This window comes from Streptomyces sp. NBC_00996 (assembly GCF_045162675.1).
In the GTDB taxonomy this organism is placed as follows: domain Bacteria; phylum Actinomycetota; class Actinomycetes; order Streptomycetales; family Streptomycetaceae; genus Streptomyces.
Genome location: NZ_CP108723.1, coordinates 7833688 through 7850305, shown reverse-complemented (window position 1 = coordinate 7850305; position 16618 = coordinate 7833688). Strand labels below are relative to the sequence as shown.

At 70.0% G+C, this 16618-nt stretch carries 15 protein-coding genes, 1 pseudogene and 1 riboswitch; of the genes and pseudogenes, 10 read left to right on the top strand and 6 right to left on the bottom strand.

What is annotated here, in order from left to right; genetic code table 11:
* Window positions 1–172 precede the first annotated feature (172 nt).
* The 7 genes from OG390_RS36795 to OG390_RS36765 all read left to right on the top strand — a co-directional run bounded on the left by OG390_RS36795 (window position 173) and on the right by OG390_RS36765 (window position 7298).
* Window positions 173–688, top strand: a complete 516-nt coding sequence (locus OG390_RS36795) for an Lrp/AsnC family transcriptional regulator (RefSeq protein WP_399080988.1) — start codon at window positions 173–175, stop codon at window positions 686–688.
* Window positions 673–2055, top strand: a complete 1383-nt coding sequence (locus OG390_RS36790; protein WP_399080990.1) for an aspartate aminotransferase family protein — start codon at window positions 673–675, stop codon at window positions 2053–2055. Before OG390_RS36795 ends, OG390_RS36790 begins: the two co-directional genes overlap by 16 nt.
* A gap of 234 nt (window positions 2056–2289) precedes the next feature.
* Complete coding sequence (locus OG390_RS36785) at window positions 2290–3027, top strand: ABC transporter ATP-binding protein (RefSeq protein ID WP_406173928.1); 738 nt, start codon at window positions 2290–2292, stop codon at window positions 3025–3027.
* Window positions 3009–4715 (top strand): hypothetical protein, encoded by a 1707-nt coding sequence (locus tag OG390_RS36780; RefSeq protein WP_406173926.1) that lies wholly within the window; start codon window positions 3009–3011, stop codon window positions 4713–4715. The genes OG390_RS36785 and OG390_RS36780 overlap by 19 nt, the downstream gene beginning before the upstream one ends.
* Before the next feature lie 118 nt (window positions 4716–4833).
* Complete coding sequence (locus OG390_RS36775) at window positions 4834–5241, top strand: VOC family protein (RefSeq protein ID WP_406173924.1); 408 nt, start codon at window positions 4834–4836, stop codon at window positions 5239–5241.
* A gap of 106 nt (window positions 5242–5347) precedes the next feature.
* On the top strand, window positions 5348–6463 hold the full coding sequence (locus OG390_RS36770) for an LOG family protein (protein ID WP_406173922.1): 1116 nt from the start codon (window positions 5348–5350) through the stop codon (window positions 6461–6463).
* A 178-nt stretch (window positions 6464–6641) separates the two neighbouring features.
* Window positions 6642–7298, top strand: coding sequence for an LAETG motif-containing sortase-dependent surface protein (locus tag OG390_RS36765; protein ID WP_406178063.1), 657 nt, complete (start codon window positions 6642–6644; stop codon window positions 7296–7298).
* Between the two features lie 64 nt (window positions 7299–7362).
* Here OG390_RS36765 and OG390_RS36760 read toward each other — a convergent pair.
* The 5 genes and pseudogenes from OG390_RS36760 to rlmN form a co-directional block, all read right to left on the bottom strand.
* Window positions 7363–8202: pseudogene (locus tag OG390_RS36760) on the bottom strand (maleylpyruvate isomerase N-terminal domain-containing protein); the annotation flags it as partial.
* Between the two features lie 10 nt (window positions 8203–8212).
* Window positions 8213–9247, bottom strand: coding sequence for an ABC transporter ATP-binding protein (locus OG390_RS36755; RefSeq protein WP_406173920.1), 1035 nt, complete (start codon window positions 9245–9247; stop codon window positions 8213–8215).
* A complete protein-coding gene (locus OG390_RS36750; protein ID WP_406173918.1) occupies window positions 9248–10927 on the bottom strand; it encodes an ABC transporter permease in 1680 nt (559 codons plus the stop codon).
* Window positions 10903–11991, bottom strand: coding sequence for a thiamine ABC transporter substrate binding subunit (locus OG390_RS36745; protein WP_406173916.1), 1089 nt, complete (start codon window positions 11989–11991; stop codon window positions 10903–10905). The genes OG390_RS36750 and OG390_RS36745 overlap by 25 nt, the downstream gene beginning before the upstream one ends.
* Window positions 11992–12068: 77 nt before the next feature.
* Window positions 12069–12174, bottom strand: a riboswitch (TPP riboswitch).
* Window positions 12175–12198: 24 nt separating this feature from the next.
* Window positions 12199–13305: a 23S rRNA (adenine(2503)-C(2))-methyltransferase RlmN gene (gene rlmN, locus OG390_RS36740; RefSeq protein WP_406173915.1), complete on the bottom strand. Its 1107-nt coding sequence runs from the start codon at window positions 13303–13305 to the stop codon at window positions 12199–12201.
* Between the two features lie 364 nt (window positions 13306–13669).
* On the opposite strand from rlmN, the gene OG390_RS36735 reads away from it, so the two are divergent.
* From OG390_RS36735 to OG390_RS36725, 3 genes are all read left to right on the top strand, one after another.
* The gene (locus tag OG390_RS36735; RefSeq protein ID WP_406173913.1) at window positions 13670–13909 is read left to right on the top strand and encodes a hypothetical protein; all 240 of its coding nucleotides are present in this window, start codon (window positions 13670–13672) and stop codon (window positions 13907–13909) included.
* 107 nt (window positions 13910–14016) lie between these two features.
* On the top strand, window positions 14017–14598 hold the full coding sequence (locus OG390_RS36730) for a hypothetical protein (RefSeq protein WP_406173911.1): 582 nt from the start codon (window positions 14017–14019) through the stop codon (window positions 14596–14598).
* A 10-nt stretch (window positions 14599–14608) separates the two neighbouring features.
* On the top strand, window positions 14609–14779 hold the full coding sequence (locus tag OG390_RS36725; RefSeq protein WP_406173910.1) for a hypothetical protein: 171 nt from the start codon (window positions 14609–14611) through the stop codon (window positions 14777–14779).
* A gap of 97 nt (window positions 14780–14876) precedes the next feature.
* Here the strand turns inward: OG390_RS36725 and OG390_RS36720 are convergent, their stop codons facing one another.
* Complete coding sequence (locus tag OG390_RS36720; RefSeq protein ID WP_406173908.1) at window positions 14877–16550, bottom strand: sigma-54-dependent Fis family transcriptional regulator; 1674 nt, start codon at window positions 16548–16550, stop codon at window positions 14877–14879.
* Between the last annotated feature and the right edge of the window lie 68 nt (window positions 16551–16618).

The window sequence follows — 16618 nt, the reverse complement described above, 5'->3', positions numbered from 1 at the left end:
CGGATGTCCAACGACTCAGGTGTCCACTACCTGAGATGCCTGAGGCCCCACCCTAATCCGTGCGCCCACGTTTTCAACACCCCTGGTCGCCCCAGAACTGCGAAATCCGCAAGACACGTCCCCGTAAACAACGAATTTCATCGCCGCGGCCTTGCGGAACTGTCGAGACGTCGTGCACAGTGAGCTCGTGGCCAGTCGAAGCGCAGACCCCAGGGACTCCCGCGAGTCCAGGAACGGCAGTCCCCAGCTGGACGCCGTCTCCCTCGCCATCATCGAGCAGCTGCAGCAGGACGGACGCCGCCCGTACGCCGCGATCGGCAAGGCCGTCGGCCTCTCCGAGGCGGCCGTGCGTCAGCGCGTCCAGAAGCTGCTCGACCAGGGCGTGATGCAGATCGTCGCCGTCACGGACCCACTCACCGTGGGTTTCCGCAGACAGGCGATGGTGGGCATCAATGTCGAGGGCGACCTCGACCCGGTGGCCGAAGCGCTGACTGCCATGTCGGAAGTCGAGTACGTGGTGATGACCGCGGGCTCGTTCGACATCCTCGCCGAGATCGTCTGCGAGGACGACGACCACCTGCTGGACGTCATCAACAAACGCATCCGGGCCCTGCCCGGGGTGCGCTCCACCGAGAGCTTCGTCTATCTGAAGCTCAAGAAGCAGACCTACATGTGGGGAACCCGATAGCCGTGAGCACCAAGGACCTCAGCAAGACCGCGTACGACCACTTGTGGATGCACTTCACCCGCATGTCCTCGTACGAGAACGCGCCCGTTCCCACCATCGTCCGTGGTGAGGGCACCTACATCTACGACGACAAGGGCAAGAAGTACCTTGACGGTCTCGCGGGCCTGTTCGTGGTCCAGGCCGGCCACGGCCGCACCGAGCTGGCCGAGACCGCCTTCAAGCAGGCGCAGGAGCTGGCCTTCTTCCCTGTGTGGTCCTACGCCCACCCGAAGGCCGTCGAGCTGGCGGAGCGCCTCGCGCACCACGCCCCCGGCGACCTGAACAAGGTCTTCTTCACCACCGGTGGCGGCGAGGCCGTCGAGACCGCGTGGAAGCTCGCGAAGCAGTACCACAAGCTCACCGGCAACCACACGAAGTACAAGGTCATCTCGCGTGCGGTCGCCTACCACGGCACCCCGCAGGGCGCCCTGTCCATCACCGGCCTGCCGGCCCTGAAGGCCCCCTTCGAGCCGCTGGTCCCGGGCGCGCACAAGGTGCCGAACACGAACATCTACCGCGCCCCGATCCACGGCGACGACCCGGAGGCCTTCGGCCGCTGGGCCGCCGACCAGATCGAACAGGAGATCCTCTTCGAGGGCCCGGAGACCGTCGCCGCCGTCTTCCTGGAGCCGGTACAGAACGCCGGTGGCTGCTTCCCGCCGCCGCCCGGCTACTTCCAGCGCGTGCGCGAGATCTGCGACCAGTACGACGTGCTGCTCGTCTCCGACGAGGTCATCTGCGCCTTCGGCCGCCTCGGCACGATGTTCGCATGCGACAAGTTCGGCTACATCCCGGACATCATCACCTGCGCCAAGGGCATGACCTCGGGCTACTCCCCGATCGGTGCCGCCATCGTCTCGGACCGCATCGCCGAGCCGTTCTACAAGGGTGACAACACCTTCCTGCACGGCTACACCTTCGGCGGCCACCCGGTCTCCGCGGCCGTGGCACTCACCAACCTCGACATCTTCGAGCGCGAGGGCCTCAACCAGCACGTCCTGGACAACGAGGCGAACTTCCTCCAGACGCTCCAGAAGCTGCACGACCTGCCGATCGTCGGTGACGTCCGCGGCAACGGCTTCTTCTACGGCATCGAGCTGGTGAAGGACAAGGCCACCAAGGAGACCTTCACGGACGAGGAGTCGGAGCGCGTGCTCTACGGCTTCGTCTCCAAGAAGCTCTTCGAGTACGGCCTCTACTGCCGCGCCGACGACCGCGGTGACCCGGTCATCCAGCTGTCGCCGCCGCTGATCTCCGACCAGTCGACCTTCGACGAGATCGAGGGAATCATCCGTCAGGTGCTGACGGAGGCGTGGACGAAGCTGTAGTCCGTTCCAGGACGCTCCGGCCCTCCGGCCGACTGACCAACACCGGCCCCGGTGCCGCCCGTTCGAGTGAGAATGGGCGGCCCGGGGCCGCGTGCTGTCCGGCCTCCCGGCCCCGACTCCCTAGCGTGCGCAGTGACCGATCGGCCCTGCCTTCGTTCCCCCGACCGGGGGACTGAGCGACCTTCCCGAGGCCGCTCGGGCAGCGCAAATCAGATCTGAACCGAGGTGTACGCGATGGTGGTCCCGCCGGACAACGACGTGCTCTGGGCACGCGCCCTGCACGTCAAGCACAACGGCTCGCCCGCGCTCAGCGGTGTCTCGCTGGGAATCCGCGACGGCGAGATCCTGGCCGTCGGCGGCCCGCGTGGCAGCGGCAAGACGACCCTGCTCCAGTGCCTGTCGGGCCAGCTGCTGCCCCAACAGGGCGAGGTCTGGTTCAACAGCATGCCCGTGCACACCATGGGCCCGCTGACCCGCGAACGGCTGCGCCGCGACCGCTTCGGCTGGATCGATCCGGCACCGGTCCTGGTCCCCGAGCTGAACGCCTGGGAGAACACGGCGCTGCCGCTGATGCTGCGCGGCTGGGGACGCCGGGCAGCCAAGACCACCGCCCTGGAGTGGCTGGAACGCCTCGACATCGGCGGCTGCGCCCGCAAGCGCCCGCACGCCCTGCTGCAGGCCGAGCGGCAGCGCGTGGCCATCGCCCGCGCCCTGGCCCCCGCCCCGACCGTGCTCTTCGCCGACGAACCGACCGCCCCGCTGCACCGGGCCGACCGCGCCCATGTGCTGCGCACGCTCACCACGGCGGCCCGCTCGCACGGCATCACGGTCGTCCTCGCCACACACGACGCGGACGCCACGGCGCTCGCCGACCGCACGGTGTCACTCCTCGACGGACGGCGCGTGAACACGGTCCACCTGCCCCCGGTCGCCGAGCCGGAAGGCCGGGCCGCGTGCTCGCTCTCCGTCTAGCCCGCGGGGCCCGGCCCCTTGTCCAGCTCCGTCGGCTCCTGGTCGCCGCCGCATCCGGGGGCACCGGCTTCCTGCTGCTGTGCACGCTGGGGTACGCGATGACGCACCCGGACGCCTCGGCCGCCAGTGTCCTGCGCCTGGCCTGGTGCGCCGCCCCGCTCGCCGCCACGGTGTACTTCGCGCTCGCGGTCGCCCGCACCGACCCCGGCACCCGCCCCCGCCCCGGCCTCTCGGCCATCGGCCTCGGCCCGGGCCGCCTGATGGCCGTCTCCGCCGTCACCACGGCCCTCTCCACCGCCCTGGGCTCGATGCTGGCGCTGCTCTTCTTCCTGCAGCTGCGCGGCGATCTGACGGGCATGCCGTTCGACGGCGCGGCGGCGGAGTTCCTCGCCGCCGACGTGTCCCTCCCGCTGCCCGCGGCCCTCACCCTGCTCAGCCTGGTCCCGATCGCGGCCTCCGCGACCGTGGCTCTGGCCCTGCGACCGCGCGGCGGGAAGCCACAGGACGCCACGCGGTCGTACGGCCGCACCTGGATCACGGCACGGCAGAACGCGACGCGCCATGCCACCGGACGCGGGACCCGGCAGGGCGGGCGCCCCGTGCGGGGCAGTGCATCCGGTCCCGCCGACGGCCTCGAGCACGCGGGGGCGTACGGCGGCACGGACGCCCTCGGGGACCCGGGCGCACGCTCCGGCACCCATGGGAGCGGGGGCTCCGGCGTTCACGAGGACGCGGCACCGTACGCCGGTGGCGATGCCCACCGAAGCCCGGGCACCGATACCCGCGGCCTCTCCGGCACCGACCGCGACACGGCTGCCGCCCTCGAAGGCTCCGACTTCCACTGGACCGCGGAGGCGTACGCCGCCACAGACGCCCACCAGGACGACTCCTGCGACCTCCGCCCTGCCGCCCTCACGCACCGGCACGCGGCCGCCGACGACCGGTCCGGCGTCCCCACCCCCCACGGCACGTCGGACGCGTCCGACGCGTCCGACGGGTCCGACGGGTCCGGCCGATCGAACCGCTCGCGGCGCAACCCAGCTCCCGAGCCGGCCCACCGTCGGCTCCTGCCCCCGGAATCCACCCCGAGCGGCCTCCCCTGGGGCGCGGCCGCACTCGCGGCGGGCCTCGCCGTGGAGACATATGCGAGCCGTTCGGGCCGCCCGGCGCCCGGGCTCGCGCTGCCCGGCGGTTTCGTGGGCGGGCCGGGCGGGGTGCTGGTCGGCTGGGTGCTGACCGCGGTCGGCCTGGCGCTGGCGGGTCCGGCGATCACGTATCTGTGCGGGCGACTGCTGCAGGCGGTGCGGCCCGGCGCGCTGCGGCTGATCGCCGGGCGGGTGCTGCAGGCGGAGTCGCGGCGCATCGGGCAGCCGCTCGGCGTGGTGTGCGCGGTGGCGTCGGGCGGATACGCGACGGCGACGCTGTACGCGGGCGCGCGCCCGGACTTCGGGCCGCTGACCACCCTCGGCGCCCTGCTGGTCGCGGGGTGCACGCTGCTGACCCTGGCGACAGCGGCCGTCGAGGCGAAGCAGGCGCGCGCGGACACCACGGCGCAGCTGCTGCGGCTCGGAGCACCCGCCGCGATGCTCCGCGGCGCCGTGGCCCTGCGCGTGGGCGCGCTGCTCGTCCTGTTCGGCCCGCTGACCTGGGCGGTCGCCGAGCTGGCCGCGCTCCCCCTGGTCCAGTGAACCTTGTCCGAAAGAAGTCCGCCGAACCTCGGGCGAAAAGACTCGCGCCGAGCGATGAGTTCCGCGCGGCCCCGCGGTCTACCCCTTCGAACAGCACATCACCGACGGGAGACCTCAGATGTACCAGCAGATGATCTTCGTGAACCTGCCCGTGGCCGACGTCGACACCTCGAAGAAGTTCTTCACGGAGCTCGGCTACACGATCAACCCGCAGTTCACGACGGACGACTGCGCCTGCGTGGTGATCAGCGACACGATCATCGCGATGATGCTGAGCAAGCAGCGCTACGCGGACTTCACCAAGAAGCAGATCGCGGACGCGACGAAGACCAGTGAGGTGCTGCTGTGTCTGAGCGCAGAGAGCCGCGAGAAGGTCGACGAACTGGTCGACGACGCGATCGCGGCGGGCGGCACGGCGACCGGCGAGGCCCAGGACCACGGCTTCATGTACGGCCGCGCCTTCGACGACCCGGACGGCCACACCTGGGAGGTCATGTGGATGGACCCGGCGGCCGTCCAGGGCTGATCCCCGGTCGGCCCGGTACGCGGCGCGGCGCACATGCCCGGCCGGGCGGGGCGCGCGGTACGGGGGTCCGCGCGTCCGCGTCGGGCGCCGCGCCTAGCATGAGCGGGTGCAGCCGACACCTCTCCGCGCATCCCACGACCGTGAGATCGAGTCCCTCGCCGAGTTCGACGAAGTCGTCTCGGCGGGCGGCTCGCTCGTCCAGTTCCGTGTTCAGGCAGTCGATCTGACGGACCGTACGACGCAGCTGCTGTCCGTGGACACCGCGGGCGCCGTGTTCCTCGGCTGCCCGATGCACCCCGAGGCGGCGGCGAAGGTCAGGGCCGCGGGCGCGATGGTCTTCCCGCCCGTGCCCGGGCTTCCCTTCGACCCGTACCGGAGCCTGCTCTACTCCCCCGACGAACTCTTCGACTCCCTCGACGCGGGCTATGAGGCGACGTCGGACGCCCGCGCGTACGCCTGGTTCCAGCAGACCAAGGCCGACGGGGACATATTGGCGTCGATGCTGCGCTCGATCCACGACGACTCCGTCTCGGACGCGCTCGACGAACTCCTCATCGGCGCCCGGGTGGTCGGCGTGATGGGCGGCCACGCGATGGCGCGCGGCACACAGGCGTACGAGGGTGCCGCGCGCCTAGGCCGTGAGCTGGCGCGCGCCGGTTTCACCGTCGCCACCGGCGGCGGCCCGGGCGCGATGGAGGCGGCCAACCTCGGCGCCTACGCGGCGCCCTTCGAGGACGGGATGCTCACCGAGTCCCTCCAGCTCCTCGCCAAGGCACCGTCGTTCACCCCTTCGGTGACCGACTGGGCGCGCGCCGCCTTCGACATGCGGGAGCACTGGCCCTCCGGCGGTCCCTCGGTCGGCATCCCCACCTGGTTCTACGGTCACGAGCCGCCGAACGCCTTCGCCGAGCACATCGCCAAGTACTTCGCCAACGCGACCCGCGAGGACGGCCTGCCGGCCCGCTCGAACGCGGGCGTCGTCTTCCTGCCGGGCGCCGCCGGGACCGTACAGGAGATCTTCGACAACGCGACTCCGAACTACTACGAGTCCCGTGGCGAGCCCACGCCCATGGTCCTGGTGAACCGGGCACATTGGACCGAAAAGCACCCCACGTGGCCGCTCCTCCAGTCGCTGGCCCGGGAGCGCTCGATGGAGTCGCGCATCGCCCTGGTCGACCGGATCGAGGACGTTCCGGAGGCGCTCAAACGCCTCGGTGGTTAATGACAAGGCAAAGCCAACGGTCTGTCAGGGCATATACATTGACAGTCCTTAGGCGGTCCTTATAAACCTGTGAGACTCCTGGGGGTGCTGTTGTCACAGCAGAACCCCCGCTCACCCCCCGCAGTTGCGCATCCTGTGAAGGGCAATCGTGTCCATATCTCGCCGTACCGCACGTTCCGTGCGAATCCTCGGTGTTGCCTCCGCTTCGGCCGCGCTCGCGCTCGGCGTCGCGGGCAACGCACTTGCCTGCAACATCCGTGACTTCTCGGCCGTCGCCTCCTGCGACGACAACGGGAAGGGCATCATCACCGTGACCGACACGGACTCATCGGGCCGGGACGCCATCGTCTCGGTCTTCCTCGAGTCCAACGGCGCCGACGCGAAGAAGATCGGCGAGCAGACGGTCACCGGCACCCGCGAGGGCGCGACCGTCACGTTCTCGGAGGACTGGGCCCCCAACGCCCAGTACCGCGTGCACATCAAGGCCGGGAACATCGTCGACGAGGACATCTCGCCGGACCTGACCGCGCCGTCCGAGGCGTGCAAGTCCACCGAGACGCCGAAGCCTTCGGAGACCCCGAAGCCGTCGGAGACCCCCTCGCCGTCGGAGACCCCCTCGGACACGCCGACCCCGTCGGCCTCCGAGAGCACCACTGCCCCCGCGACGACGGGCGACAACTCCCCGTCTCCCGCGGCCGGTGACTCCAACCTCGCCGAGACCGGTGCGAACTCCAACACCCCGATGATCGCCGGCATCGCCGGTGCGCTCGTCGTGGTGGGCGGCGGAGCGGTGTTCTTCGGCATGCGCCGCCGCGGCGCGTCGAAGGCCAACTGACCCGCAACACCCCGCACAAACGCGTGGCCCGTCCCCCAGGGGGCGGGCCATTCGCGTACGGCTGTCCGAACGTCGCCCGCTGCAGCCAGAAGTCCAGCAGCTCCCGCTCCCCCAGCACCTCCAACCGCCCCTCGTCCAGCGGCAGTCGGCGATAGAAGCCGAGCAGTACCTCGGTGAGCGGGCCGCGCAGCGCGACGGTCGTCTTCTCGTGGCCACGGCGCCAGCTGACGCCCTGCTCGGTGAGCTCCACGACCCTCCCCCACCCTTCGGGCGGGGGGACCCCCATCTCGCTTCGCTCGGCGTTCAGCTCGGGGGTGGTGTCGGTGGCGTGGAGGTGGATGCTGCGGCCCGGACCGCGCAGCTCGGCCGCCGCGTCGTGCGGCTGCGTCCGCTGCACGAACTCGACGATCGCGAGCCACTCGTCGATCGCGTCCGCGGCCACGTCGGCGTCGACCTGGTACGGCAGCCCGACCGCCAGTGCCGCATCGGCGCGGTGGATGGCCAGCTCGTGCGTCATCCGGCGCGCCCAGAAGCCGGAGTTGAGGACCCCGGCCCACGCCCACACCCGTGTGTCGGGCCCCGCCTCCCGCAGCGTGCCGACGAGCATCTCGCCGGTCTCCGCGAGCCAGGCGTCCAGAGCCGCCGGGTCGCCTTGGGGCTCCGAAAAACCGCCGGCGAGCGGAATCCTGTCCTCGGGGACGTTCTCCTGCGCCCGCGTGCGGACGATGAATTCGACCCAGCGCAACGCACCGCCGATATGCCGCACGAGCTGCTCCAGCGACCATTCGGGGCAGGTCGGCACGGTGGCGGACAGATCGGCCGCATCCGCGGCCAGCACATCCCTCAGCTGACGTACCTGCAGCTCGATCGCGTCGCCGTAGCGGTCATGTCCGAGTGGCGTCATGATCGGCACCCTATGCGGCGGGGGTCTCCCCGAGCACGACGATTTCGGCCGCGTCGAACTCCACGCCGACCTCGTCGCCGGGCTCCGGCGCATCCCGCAGCGCACACGCCGCTTCCAGCCGGGGCGCCTCCTCCGGCTGCAGATGCACGGCAACGTGGGTGCCCCGGAAGGTGCGCGCGGCAACCGTGCAGCGCAGCCCGTCGGCCGCTGCCACGAGCCGTACGCCGGCGGGCCGTACGAGGAGTGTGCCCGGCCCCTGGGGGGCGCCTTCCGGCACCGGAACCTTCCCCCAGGGGGTGTCCGCGACCTCCCCGCTCACCGTCGCCCCGACCACGTTGTCGAAGCCGAGGAAGCGGGCCACGAACTCGTCCGCGGGGCGCTGCCAGACCTCGAGCGGCGTACCGGACTGGGCGATCCGCCCGTCCCGCATCACCACGACCCGGTCCGCGAGCGCGAAGGCCTCGCCCTGGTCGTGCGTGACGGCGAGCACGGTCGTGCCCAACTCGTCGAACAGCTCCCGCAGTTCCACCACGAGCCGTTCGCGCAGCGAGCGGTCCAGCTGGCCGAGCGGCTCGTCGAGCATCAGCAGGCTCGGGCGGGGTGCGAGCGCGCGGGCCAGCGCGACCCGCTGCTGCTCGCCGCCGGAGAGTTCCGCGACGGCCCGCCGTTCGGCACCCGGCAGCCCGACGAGCTCCAGCAACTCTCCTACTTCCAGGTTTTGTCGCCCCTTCGGCGCCCCGTGCATCCGCAACCCGAAGGCGACATTGCCGCCCACGTCCCGTTGCGGGAAGAGCTGGTGGTCCTGGAACATCAGGCCGACGCCCCGCTTGTGCGCCGGCACCGCTGCCTGGTCGCGTCCGCCCAGTACCACACGGCCCGCATCCAGCGACTGCAATCCGGCCACCGCCCGCAGCAACGTGGACTTGCCGCTGCCGCTCGGCCCGAGCACACAGACGATCTCGTGCTCGGCGACATCGAGGTCGACGGCATCGAGCACCGGCCGCCCACCGAAGCGTACGGTCGCGCCTTCGAGGCTCAGCAGCATCTAGAACTCCCCGGTCCGGTCGGTCCGTACGCGCTCCAACAGCAGCAGCGCCACCGCGCACACCACCATCAAGATCGCCGAAAGGGCCATCGCCTGGCCGTAGTTGAGGTCGCCCGCCCGCCCGAGCAGCCGGGCCACGGCGACCGGCAGCGTCGGATTGTCGGGCCGTGCGATGAAGACGGTCGCCCCGAACTCGCCGAGCGACACGGCGAAGGCGAACCCGGCCGCGATCAGCAGCGCCCGCCGCACCATCGGCAGGTCGACCTCGCGCCACACCCGCCACGGCGACGCCCCGAGCACGGCCGCCGCCTCCCGCAGCCGCCCGTCCACCGCCCGCAGCACGGGCAGCATCGTCCGTACGACGAAGGGGACGCCCACCAGCGCCTGCGCGAGCGGCACCAGGATCCAGGACGCTCGTAGATCCAGCGGTGGCTTGTCCAGTGCGATCAGGAACCCGAAGCCGACGGTCACCGCGGAGACGCCGAGCGGCAGCATCAGCAGGGCGTCGAAGCCCCGCACGAGACGGCCGGTGTTGCGGCGCGTCAGGGCCGCTGCCGCCAGCCCCCCGATCGCCACGGCGATGGCGGTTGCGGCGAGCGCGTACTCCAGCGAGTTGCCGATGGCTTCGATCGGCGCGACGAGGAAGATGCCGCCGTCGGCGGAGGTCAGCGCCTTGTAGTACGCGAACCCGTAGCCGCCGGGGGTGTCGAGGGAGCGCTGGACCAGCACGCCGAGCGGCAGCACGAGGAGGACGACGATGCTCGCCAGCACCCCCGCCAGCAGCGCCCATTGCGCGGCCCCGCGCGGCCGGCGCGCGGTCGCCTCCGGGGCCACCAGACGCAGCGCGGTCTCCCGACGGCGTACGGTCCGGGCGTGCACGACGAGGATCGCGCCCACGGCCATGAACTGGATCATCGTCAGCACCGCCGCCGTCGCCAAGTCGAAGATCTCCGAGGTCTGCCGGTAGATCTCGACTTCGAGCGTCGAGAAGGTGGGCCCGCCGAGGATCTGCACCACACCGAAGGAGGTGAAAGTGAAGAGGAAGACCATGAGCGCCGCGGCGGCCACGGCCGGACTCAGGGCCGGCAGCGTCACCTTGCGCCAGGCCGCGAACCGGGAGGCGCCGAGCATCCGCGCGGCCTCCTCCTGGCGCGGGTCGAGTTGCGACCAGAGCCCACCGACCGTCCGTACGACGACCGCGTAGTTGAAGAAGACATGCGCGAGCAGGATCGCCCAGACGGTGGTGTCGAGCCGTACGCCCCACAGCTCGTCCAGGAGCCCGCCGCGGCCGACAAGAGCCAGGAAGGCCGTACCGACAACGACGGTGGGCAGCACGAAGGGCACGGTCACGACCGCCCGCAGGACCTGCTTGCCCCTGAAATCGAAGCGCGCGAACACATACGCGCCGGGGATCGCGATCAGCAGCGTGAGCACTGTCGAGGCGAGCGCCTGCCACGTGGTGAACCACAGCACGTGCCGGATGTCCGACTGCGCGAGCACATCGCCGATCCGCCCCAACTGCCAGGCCCCGTCGACCTTCAGACCGCGGGCCACGATCGCGGCGACGGGGTAGGCGAAGAAGACGGCGAAGAACGCGACGGGCAGGGCCATGAGCCCCAGCCGCGCCGCACTCCCCTTCCGGGCCTTCGGCGGAGCTACTTCAGTACGAGCGAGGTCCACGACTTGACCCACTGGTCACGGTTGTCGGCGATCTTGGCGGGGGTCATGGTCTCGGGGTCCTTGGCCTGCGGGCCGAACTTCGTGAACTCCGGTGGCACCTGAGCGGCCTCCCGTACCGGGTAGACGAACATGTTGAGCGGCATGTCGTCCTGGAACTCCTTGGTGAGCAGGAAGTCGAGGAGCGCCTTGCCGCCCTTGGTGTTCTTCGCGTTGCTCAGCAGCCCCGCGTACTCGACCTGCCGGAAGCAGGTGCCGTTCGCGACGCCGGTCGGCGCGGTCGTCGGCTTCGGGTCGGCGTAGATGACCTCGGCGGGCGGCGAGGAGGCGTACGAGACGACCAGCGGGCGGTCGGCCTTGGCCTTCTTGCCGCCGGCGGATCCGGAGAACTCGTCGTTGTACGCCTGCTCCCAGCCGTCGACGACCTTGACGCCGTTGGCCTTGAGCTTCTTCCAGTAGTCCTGCCAGCCTCCCCCATCGCCGTACTTCGCGGCGGTCCCGAGCAGGAAGCCGAGGCCGGGCGAGGACGTGGAGGCGTTCTCGGTGACGAGGAGGTTCTTGTACTCGGGCTTGATCAGGTCGTCGAAGGACTGCGGCGGCGTCAGCTTGTGCTCGCTGAAGTAGGCCTTGTCGTAGTTGACACAGATGTCGCCGGAGTCGATGGGCGTGACCCGGTGCTTGCCCTGGTCGACCCGGTACTCCGGGAGGACCAGGTCCGAGCCCTTGGCCTCGTACGACTGGAAGAGCCCGTTGTCGAGCGCGCGGGACAGCAGGGTGTTGTCGACGCCGAAGAAGACGTCGCCCTGGGGGTTGTCCTTGGTGAGGATCGCCTTGTTGACGGCCTGCCCGGCGTCGCCGTCCTTCAGGACCTTGACCTTGTACCCGGACTGCTTCTCGAAGTCCTTCAGCACGCTCTTGGACACGGCCCACGAGTCGTGGCTGACGAGCGTCACGGCCTTGGAGTCCGCGGAGCCACCGCTGTCGGTGGACCCGCACGCCGTCAGCACGGGCAGCGTGACCAGGCCCAGGCCGACGGCCACGGACGCGAACTTCTTGGTGTTGCTCACTGATTTCCTCCTGGCTGACCAGGAAGAGACGCGGCCCTGCCCGGAACCTCTGACAGTTCCCGGGCAGGGCGCAACAGCTTGAGTGGTGACCGAACTTCCTACCCAGAATGACCTGGGCAAGGTTCAGAGGGTCTGCGGTCTCTCCCGCACTCTCAGCGCTGTGGCGCTCCCCTGTCGGAATATGAAGATGTACGTACGCAGGACAGGTTACCGCTCGGTGGCAGCGAGCTGACCGCACGCCCCGTCGATCTCCTGGCCCCGGGTGTCCCGGATGGTCACCGGCACCCCGTGGGCCGCGATCGCCTCCACGAACGCCTTCTCGTCCTCGGGCCGCGAGGCGGTCCACTTCGAGCCGGGGGTCGGGTTCAACGGGATGAGATTGACGTGCACCGGCTTGCCCTTGAGCAGCCGCCCGAGCCGGTCACCGCGCCACGCCTGGTCGTTGATGTCCCGGATGAGGGCGTACTCGATGGACAGCCGACGTCCGGACCTGGCCGCGTACTCCCAGCCGGCGTCGAGAACTTCCCGCACCTTCCACCGCGTATTGACCGGTACGAGGGTGTCGCGCAGTTCGTCGTCCGGCGCGTGCAGCGAGATGGCGAGGCGGCACTTGAAGCCCTCGTCGGAGAACCGGTGGATCGCGGGGACGAGCCCCACGGTGGACACGGTGATTCCGCGCTGCGACAGCCCGAGCCCGTCGGGCTCGGGGTCGGTGAGCGCCCGGATCGCCCCGACCACTCGCTTGTAGTTGGCGAGCGGCTCGCCCATGCCCATGAAGACGATGTTGCTCAGCCGCGCCGGACCGCCCGGGATCTCGCCGTCCCTGAGGGCGCGCATCCCGTCCACGATCTGGTGCACGATCTCACCGGTCGACAGGTTCCGGTCGAGACCGGCCTGCCCGGTGGCGCAGAACGGACAGTTCATCCCGCAGCCGGCCTGCGAGCTGATGCACATGGTCACCCGGTCCGGGTAGCGCATCAGCACGGATTCGACCAGCGTGCCGTCGAAGAGCCGCCACAGGGTCTTGCGGGTGGTGTCCTGATCGGTGGACAGATGCCGCACGACCGTCATCAGCTCGGGGAGCAACGCCTCCTGGAGCTTGCCGCGCGAGGCAGCCGGGATGTCCGTCCACTCCGCGGGGTCGTGCGCGTACCGCGCGAAGTAGTGCTGCGAGAGCTGCTTGGCACGAAACGGCTTCTCACCGATCGCGGCAACCGCCTCTTTGCGCTCGGCGGGCGTGAGATCGGCAAGGTGCCGCGGCGGCTTCTGGGCTCCGCGCGGGGCGACGAAAGTGAGTTCTCCGGGCTTAGGCATGGCCGTACCAGTGTCGCAGATCGATTTGGGTGACCTGGGGCCCGAGACGTGCGGTGATCGTCATCGGTCGTACCCGGTCGTCCTCGGCTTTCCTCCGGCGGCCCACAGACGGCCCGACCCATCCCGCCTCGTGACGGCATACGCGCGGGTTAGAGCCCCGATGAAGCCAGGAGGGTGCGAGACGGCCGCCGGCACACGCGGTGCCCGTCGCGGCACGGCGGTGGACGGCAAGCCGCACCCCTTCGAAGATCGCGAACAGTTCGTGATCTTCGTATCGAGAGCGGCCGGCCCGCCGCGGGCTCCACCGCGCCATCGGCACGTCGCAAGGTCGGCGCGCTGAGCACATGAGCTTAGGATCCGGATCGTGGCGGACATTCCCGATGAACTCATCAAGCTGGAACATTGCGCCGAAGAGGAACGCGCGAAGCTCGCGGGCCTCACCGGCGAGGAGTACGAGGCGCAGTGGCACCGATGGCGCGAAGCGTCCGAGGTGGCACAGGCGGCCATCACCAAGTACGCCCAGGCGGCCGAGCAGGACCGCCACGAGGTCGAGCAATCCGTGAAGAGGGCTGTACGGCGGGCAGAGGAGGACCCGGCGGACTAGTCGGGCGGGTACAGGCCCCCGCGTCTCGCGGTGGAGGCGAGGGCCCGTCGCACCATCACCCGTACGGGGTCTCGTGCCGCCTCACGCGTCCCGCTACATTCGAACGCATGAGCGAATGGCGTGATGCGGAAGAGGTCGCCCTCCCGGTGCCGGATGAGGTGCCGGACTGGCGAGACACCGAATTCGCCCGTACGGGACTCACGCTCACGCTCCGGCGGGCAGGCCGACGGCAGAAGGCCCAGGTGCTGGAGTACCGCGACCGGCCGGACGGCAGTCGCGCCCTGCTCGTCATCGTCGACTGGCCCCGGCCCACCATCCGCATGGCCTGGGTCGTATGGGACCCCGACCGCATGGGCCTGCTGTACACCGAACGACACGTTCCCGCGACCGTCGAGGCCGAGCCACAGAACGGCGACGCGGTGATCGCGGGCCACGACATGCTCGACTGCTTCCACGGCAGGCCGGTCTCCTACTGGCCACACCGCACAGTCGAGGTGTGCGTGGGCGGCCGCTGGTACGAGGGCGGACTGCGGGCCCACTTCAACGGGCCGGGCGGCCGGTCCGTCGCGTGGGTGCAGCCGCGGTTCTACGAGCCGGAATGGCGGGCCCTCGTCACCTTCAGCCGGCACTACGTATGGGATACGGCGACGATCAGACCCCGCGGCGCTGACCAGGTCGAACAGGCCTAGTCTCGAACATGTGAACGATCCACGTCCGCTTACCCGCCTGGATCTGCTGCGCTTCCTGGAGCGCGTCCAGGAGCAGGACCGGACCTGGCGCGTACGTGAGGCGTTCGCGGTCTACGACCGGCCGACTGTCAACGACCCTCACGACTCTCCGTCGCCACCGAATGTGAGACAGGGCCGTTGATCAGACACTCCCCCATGGCCGAGGCCACCGTCCAGGTACATGCGGTGTGCCCGCCCCGGCAGCGGCACCGAGCATCGCCGCACGCCAGGGCGGCCCGTCAGGTCAGGCTCGACGGGACGATCCCGTAACGGCGCATCTTGCGGTACATCGTTGCGCGGGAAATCCCGAGGTCCTGCGCGGTGCGCTGGACGTTGGAGTTGCGGTCCATCAACCCACGCAGAATGGCGTCGCGTTCCAGCGCCTCGATGGTGGTCAGGACCTTGTGCGAGGACACCCGGCATTCCGGCGGGAGGTCCTCCGCATGGATCATCCGGCCGGAATACCGCCGCGCAAGTCCGCGGATCACCGACTCGAGCTGGCGGACGTTCTCCGGCCAAGGGCATCGCTGCAGCATGGTCAGTGCATCCGGGGAGAACTCGCTCTCACCGCTCGGCCGGTACTTGCGCAGGAAATACCGCGCCAGGTATTCGAGGTCCCCAGGGCGATGGCGCAGCGGCGGAACCTCCACCAAGGCGCCGCAGAGCTGGTCGAGCAGGTCATCGCTGCCGACCATCGTCGGCTGGCTGGTCATGACCAGTTGCCCGGTGGCGGTGCCGTCCAGGTGCGCCAGCAGGTTCATCAGCCGCTGTCGCAGCCGGTCGCCCAACAGGTGGACGTCACGCAGGACAAGCACGTTGGACGGCACGGCAAGCAGTTCTCCGACGTCGCGCAACCAGCGCTCGGTAACGGCCGGTGTATCGGACGGCGGCGGTTGCGTCATCTCCAGCCGACGTCCGGCGCCGTGGGCTCGGTGCAGAGCCTCGACCAACGTGCTCTTGCCGACGCCGGCTTCGCCCAGGAGATGCAGCCACGTCCCTGCGACGAGCGCCGCTCGGCTGTCGGCGACGGCGCGCAGCCAGTGCGGGGACGAGCCCACCAGTCCCAGGTCGGACCGGACGGGCGTGGCGAAAACGGCAGGTCCGGGCTGGGGGCGTCCGATCAACCGGACCCTGAAGACGGCGCCCGCGTCGCTGTCCTCGCGCCGACAGCGGCTGACCCTGAGTTCGGCGACCCGTCCGGAGGGCAGAGCGATGCTGCGGGTCCCCTCCTGCCGGGAATGGTCGGCGATCTCACGAGCATGGTCGAGCAGCGCATAGTGATCCGGCCCGGTCACGGCCGCGCTGAGCTGCTCGTTCATCATGACGACATCGCGGTTGAGGGCGAGCACGGGTCCCGGGCGCGCCGAGGAGCACGCTTGCATGTAGTCCTGGAACAGGGCCCGTTCGCGCCGCGAGGTGATCGCCGCGATTTCGGCCTCGATCTGGGCCGTGACCGAGCGGGCGAAGGCCATCAGCATGCCGTCGGAGCCCTGACGGATGGTGGTGAGGTTGAAGGCTCCCAGCAGGGTCCGCCGGGTGGGATGCAGGATCGGTACGGCCGCGCAGTGGAAGTCCCGCAGCGCCTCGACGTAGTGCTGCCTTCCGGCGATTATGACCGGGCGGCCGCTGGCCAGCGCGGTTCCGATGCCGTTGGTGCCCACGTAGCGCTCGGCGAACACGTGGCCCGGGGCGAGGTGCACTCGGTTGAGGTTCGTCGTCAGCCCCTCGTGGGAGACCTTCCGGGAAAGCACCACGCCGTTCCGGTCTGTGATCATCGTGGACACCGGGTCGTCGGCGAGCTGCTCGTGCAGCCTGTCCAGGATCGGCAGTGCCGCCCTGGCGAGGGGGCTTTCCAGATTGGGGTTGTCCAGGTACGGAGCGTCGAGGCTGCCCGACTTCACTTTGTATGCCATGGAGCGATGCCATGAGGCCACCACGAGCGGCCGGGCGCTTGGATCCTTGGTGACTTCCAGGTAGAGCT

Bases quoted from the DNA above. Each gene is read 5' to 3' on its own strand.
- OG390_RS36785 (WP_406173928.1), top strand. From the start codon at position 2,290: ATGGTGGTCCCGCCGGACAACGACGTGCTCTGGGCACGCGCCCTGCAC.
- OG390_RS36775 (WP_406173924.1), top strand. From the start codon at position 4,834: ATGTACCAGCAGATGATCTTCGTGAACCTGCCCGTGGCCGACGTCGAC.
- OG390_RS36755 (WP_406173920.1), bottom strand. From the start codon at position 9,247: ATGCTGCTGAGCCTCGAAGGCGCGACCGTACGCTTCGGTGGGCGGCCG.
- rlmN (WP_406173915.1), bottom strand. From the start codon at position 13,305: ATGCCTAAGCCCGGAGAACTCACTTTCGTCGCCCCGCGCGGAGCCCAG.
- OG390_RS36730 (WP_406173911.1), top strand. From the start codon at position 14,017: ATGAGCGAATGGCGTGATGCGGAAGAGGTCGCCCTCCCGGTGCCGGAT.
- OG390_RS36720 (WP_406173908.1), bottom strand. From the start codon at position 16,550: ATGGCATACAAAGTGAAGTCGGGCAGCCTCGACGCTCCGTACCTGGAC.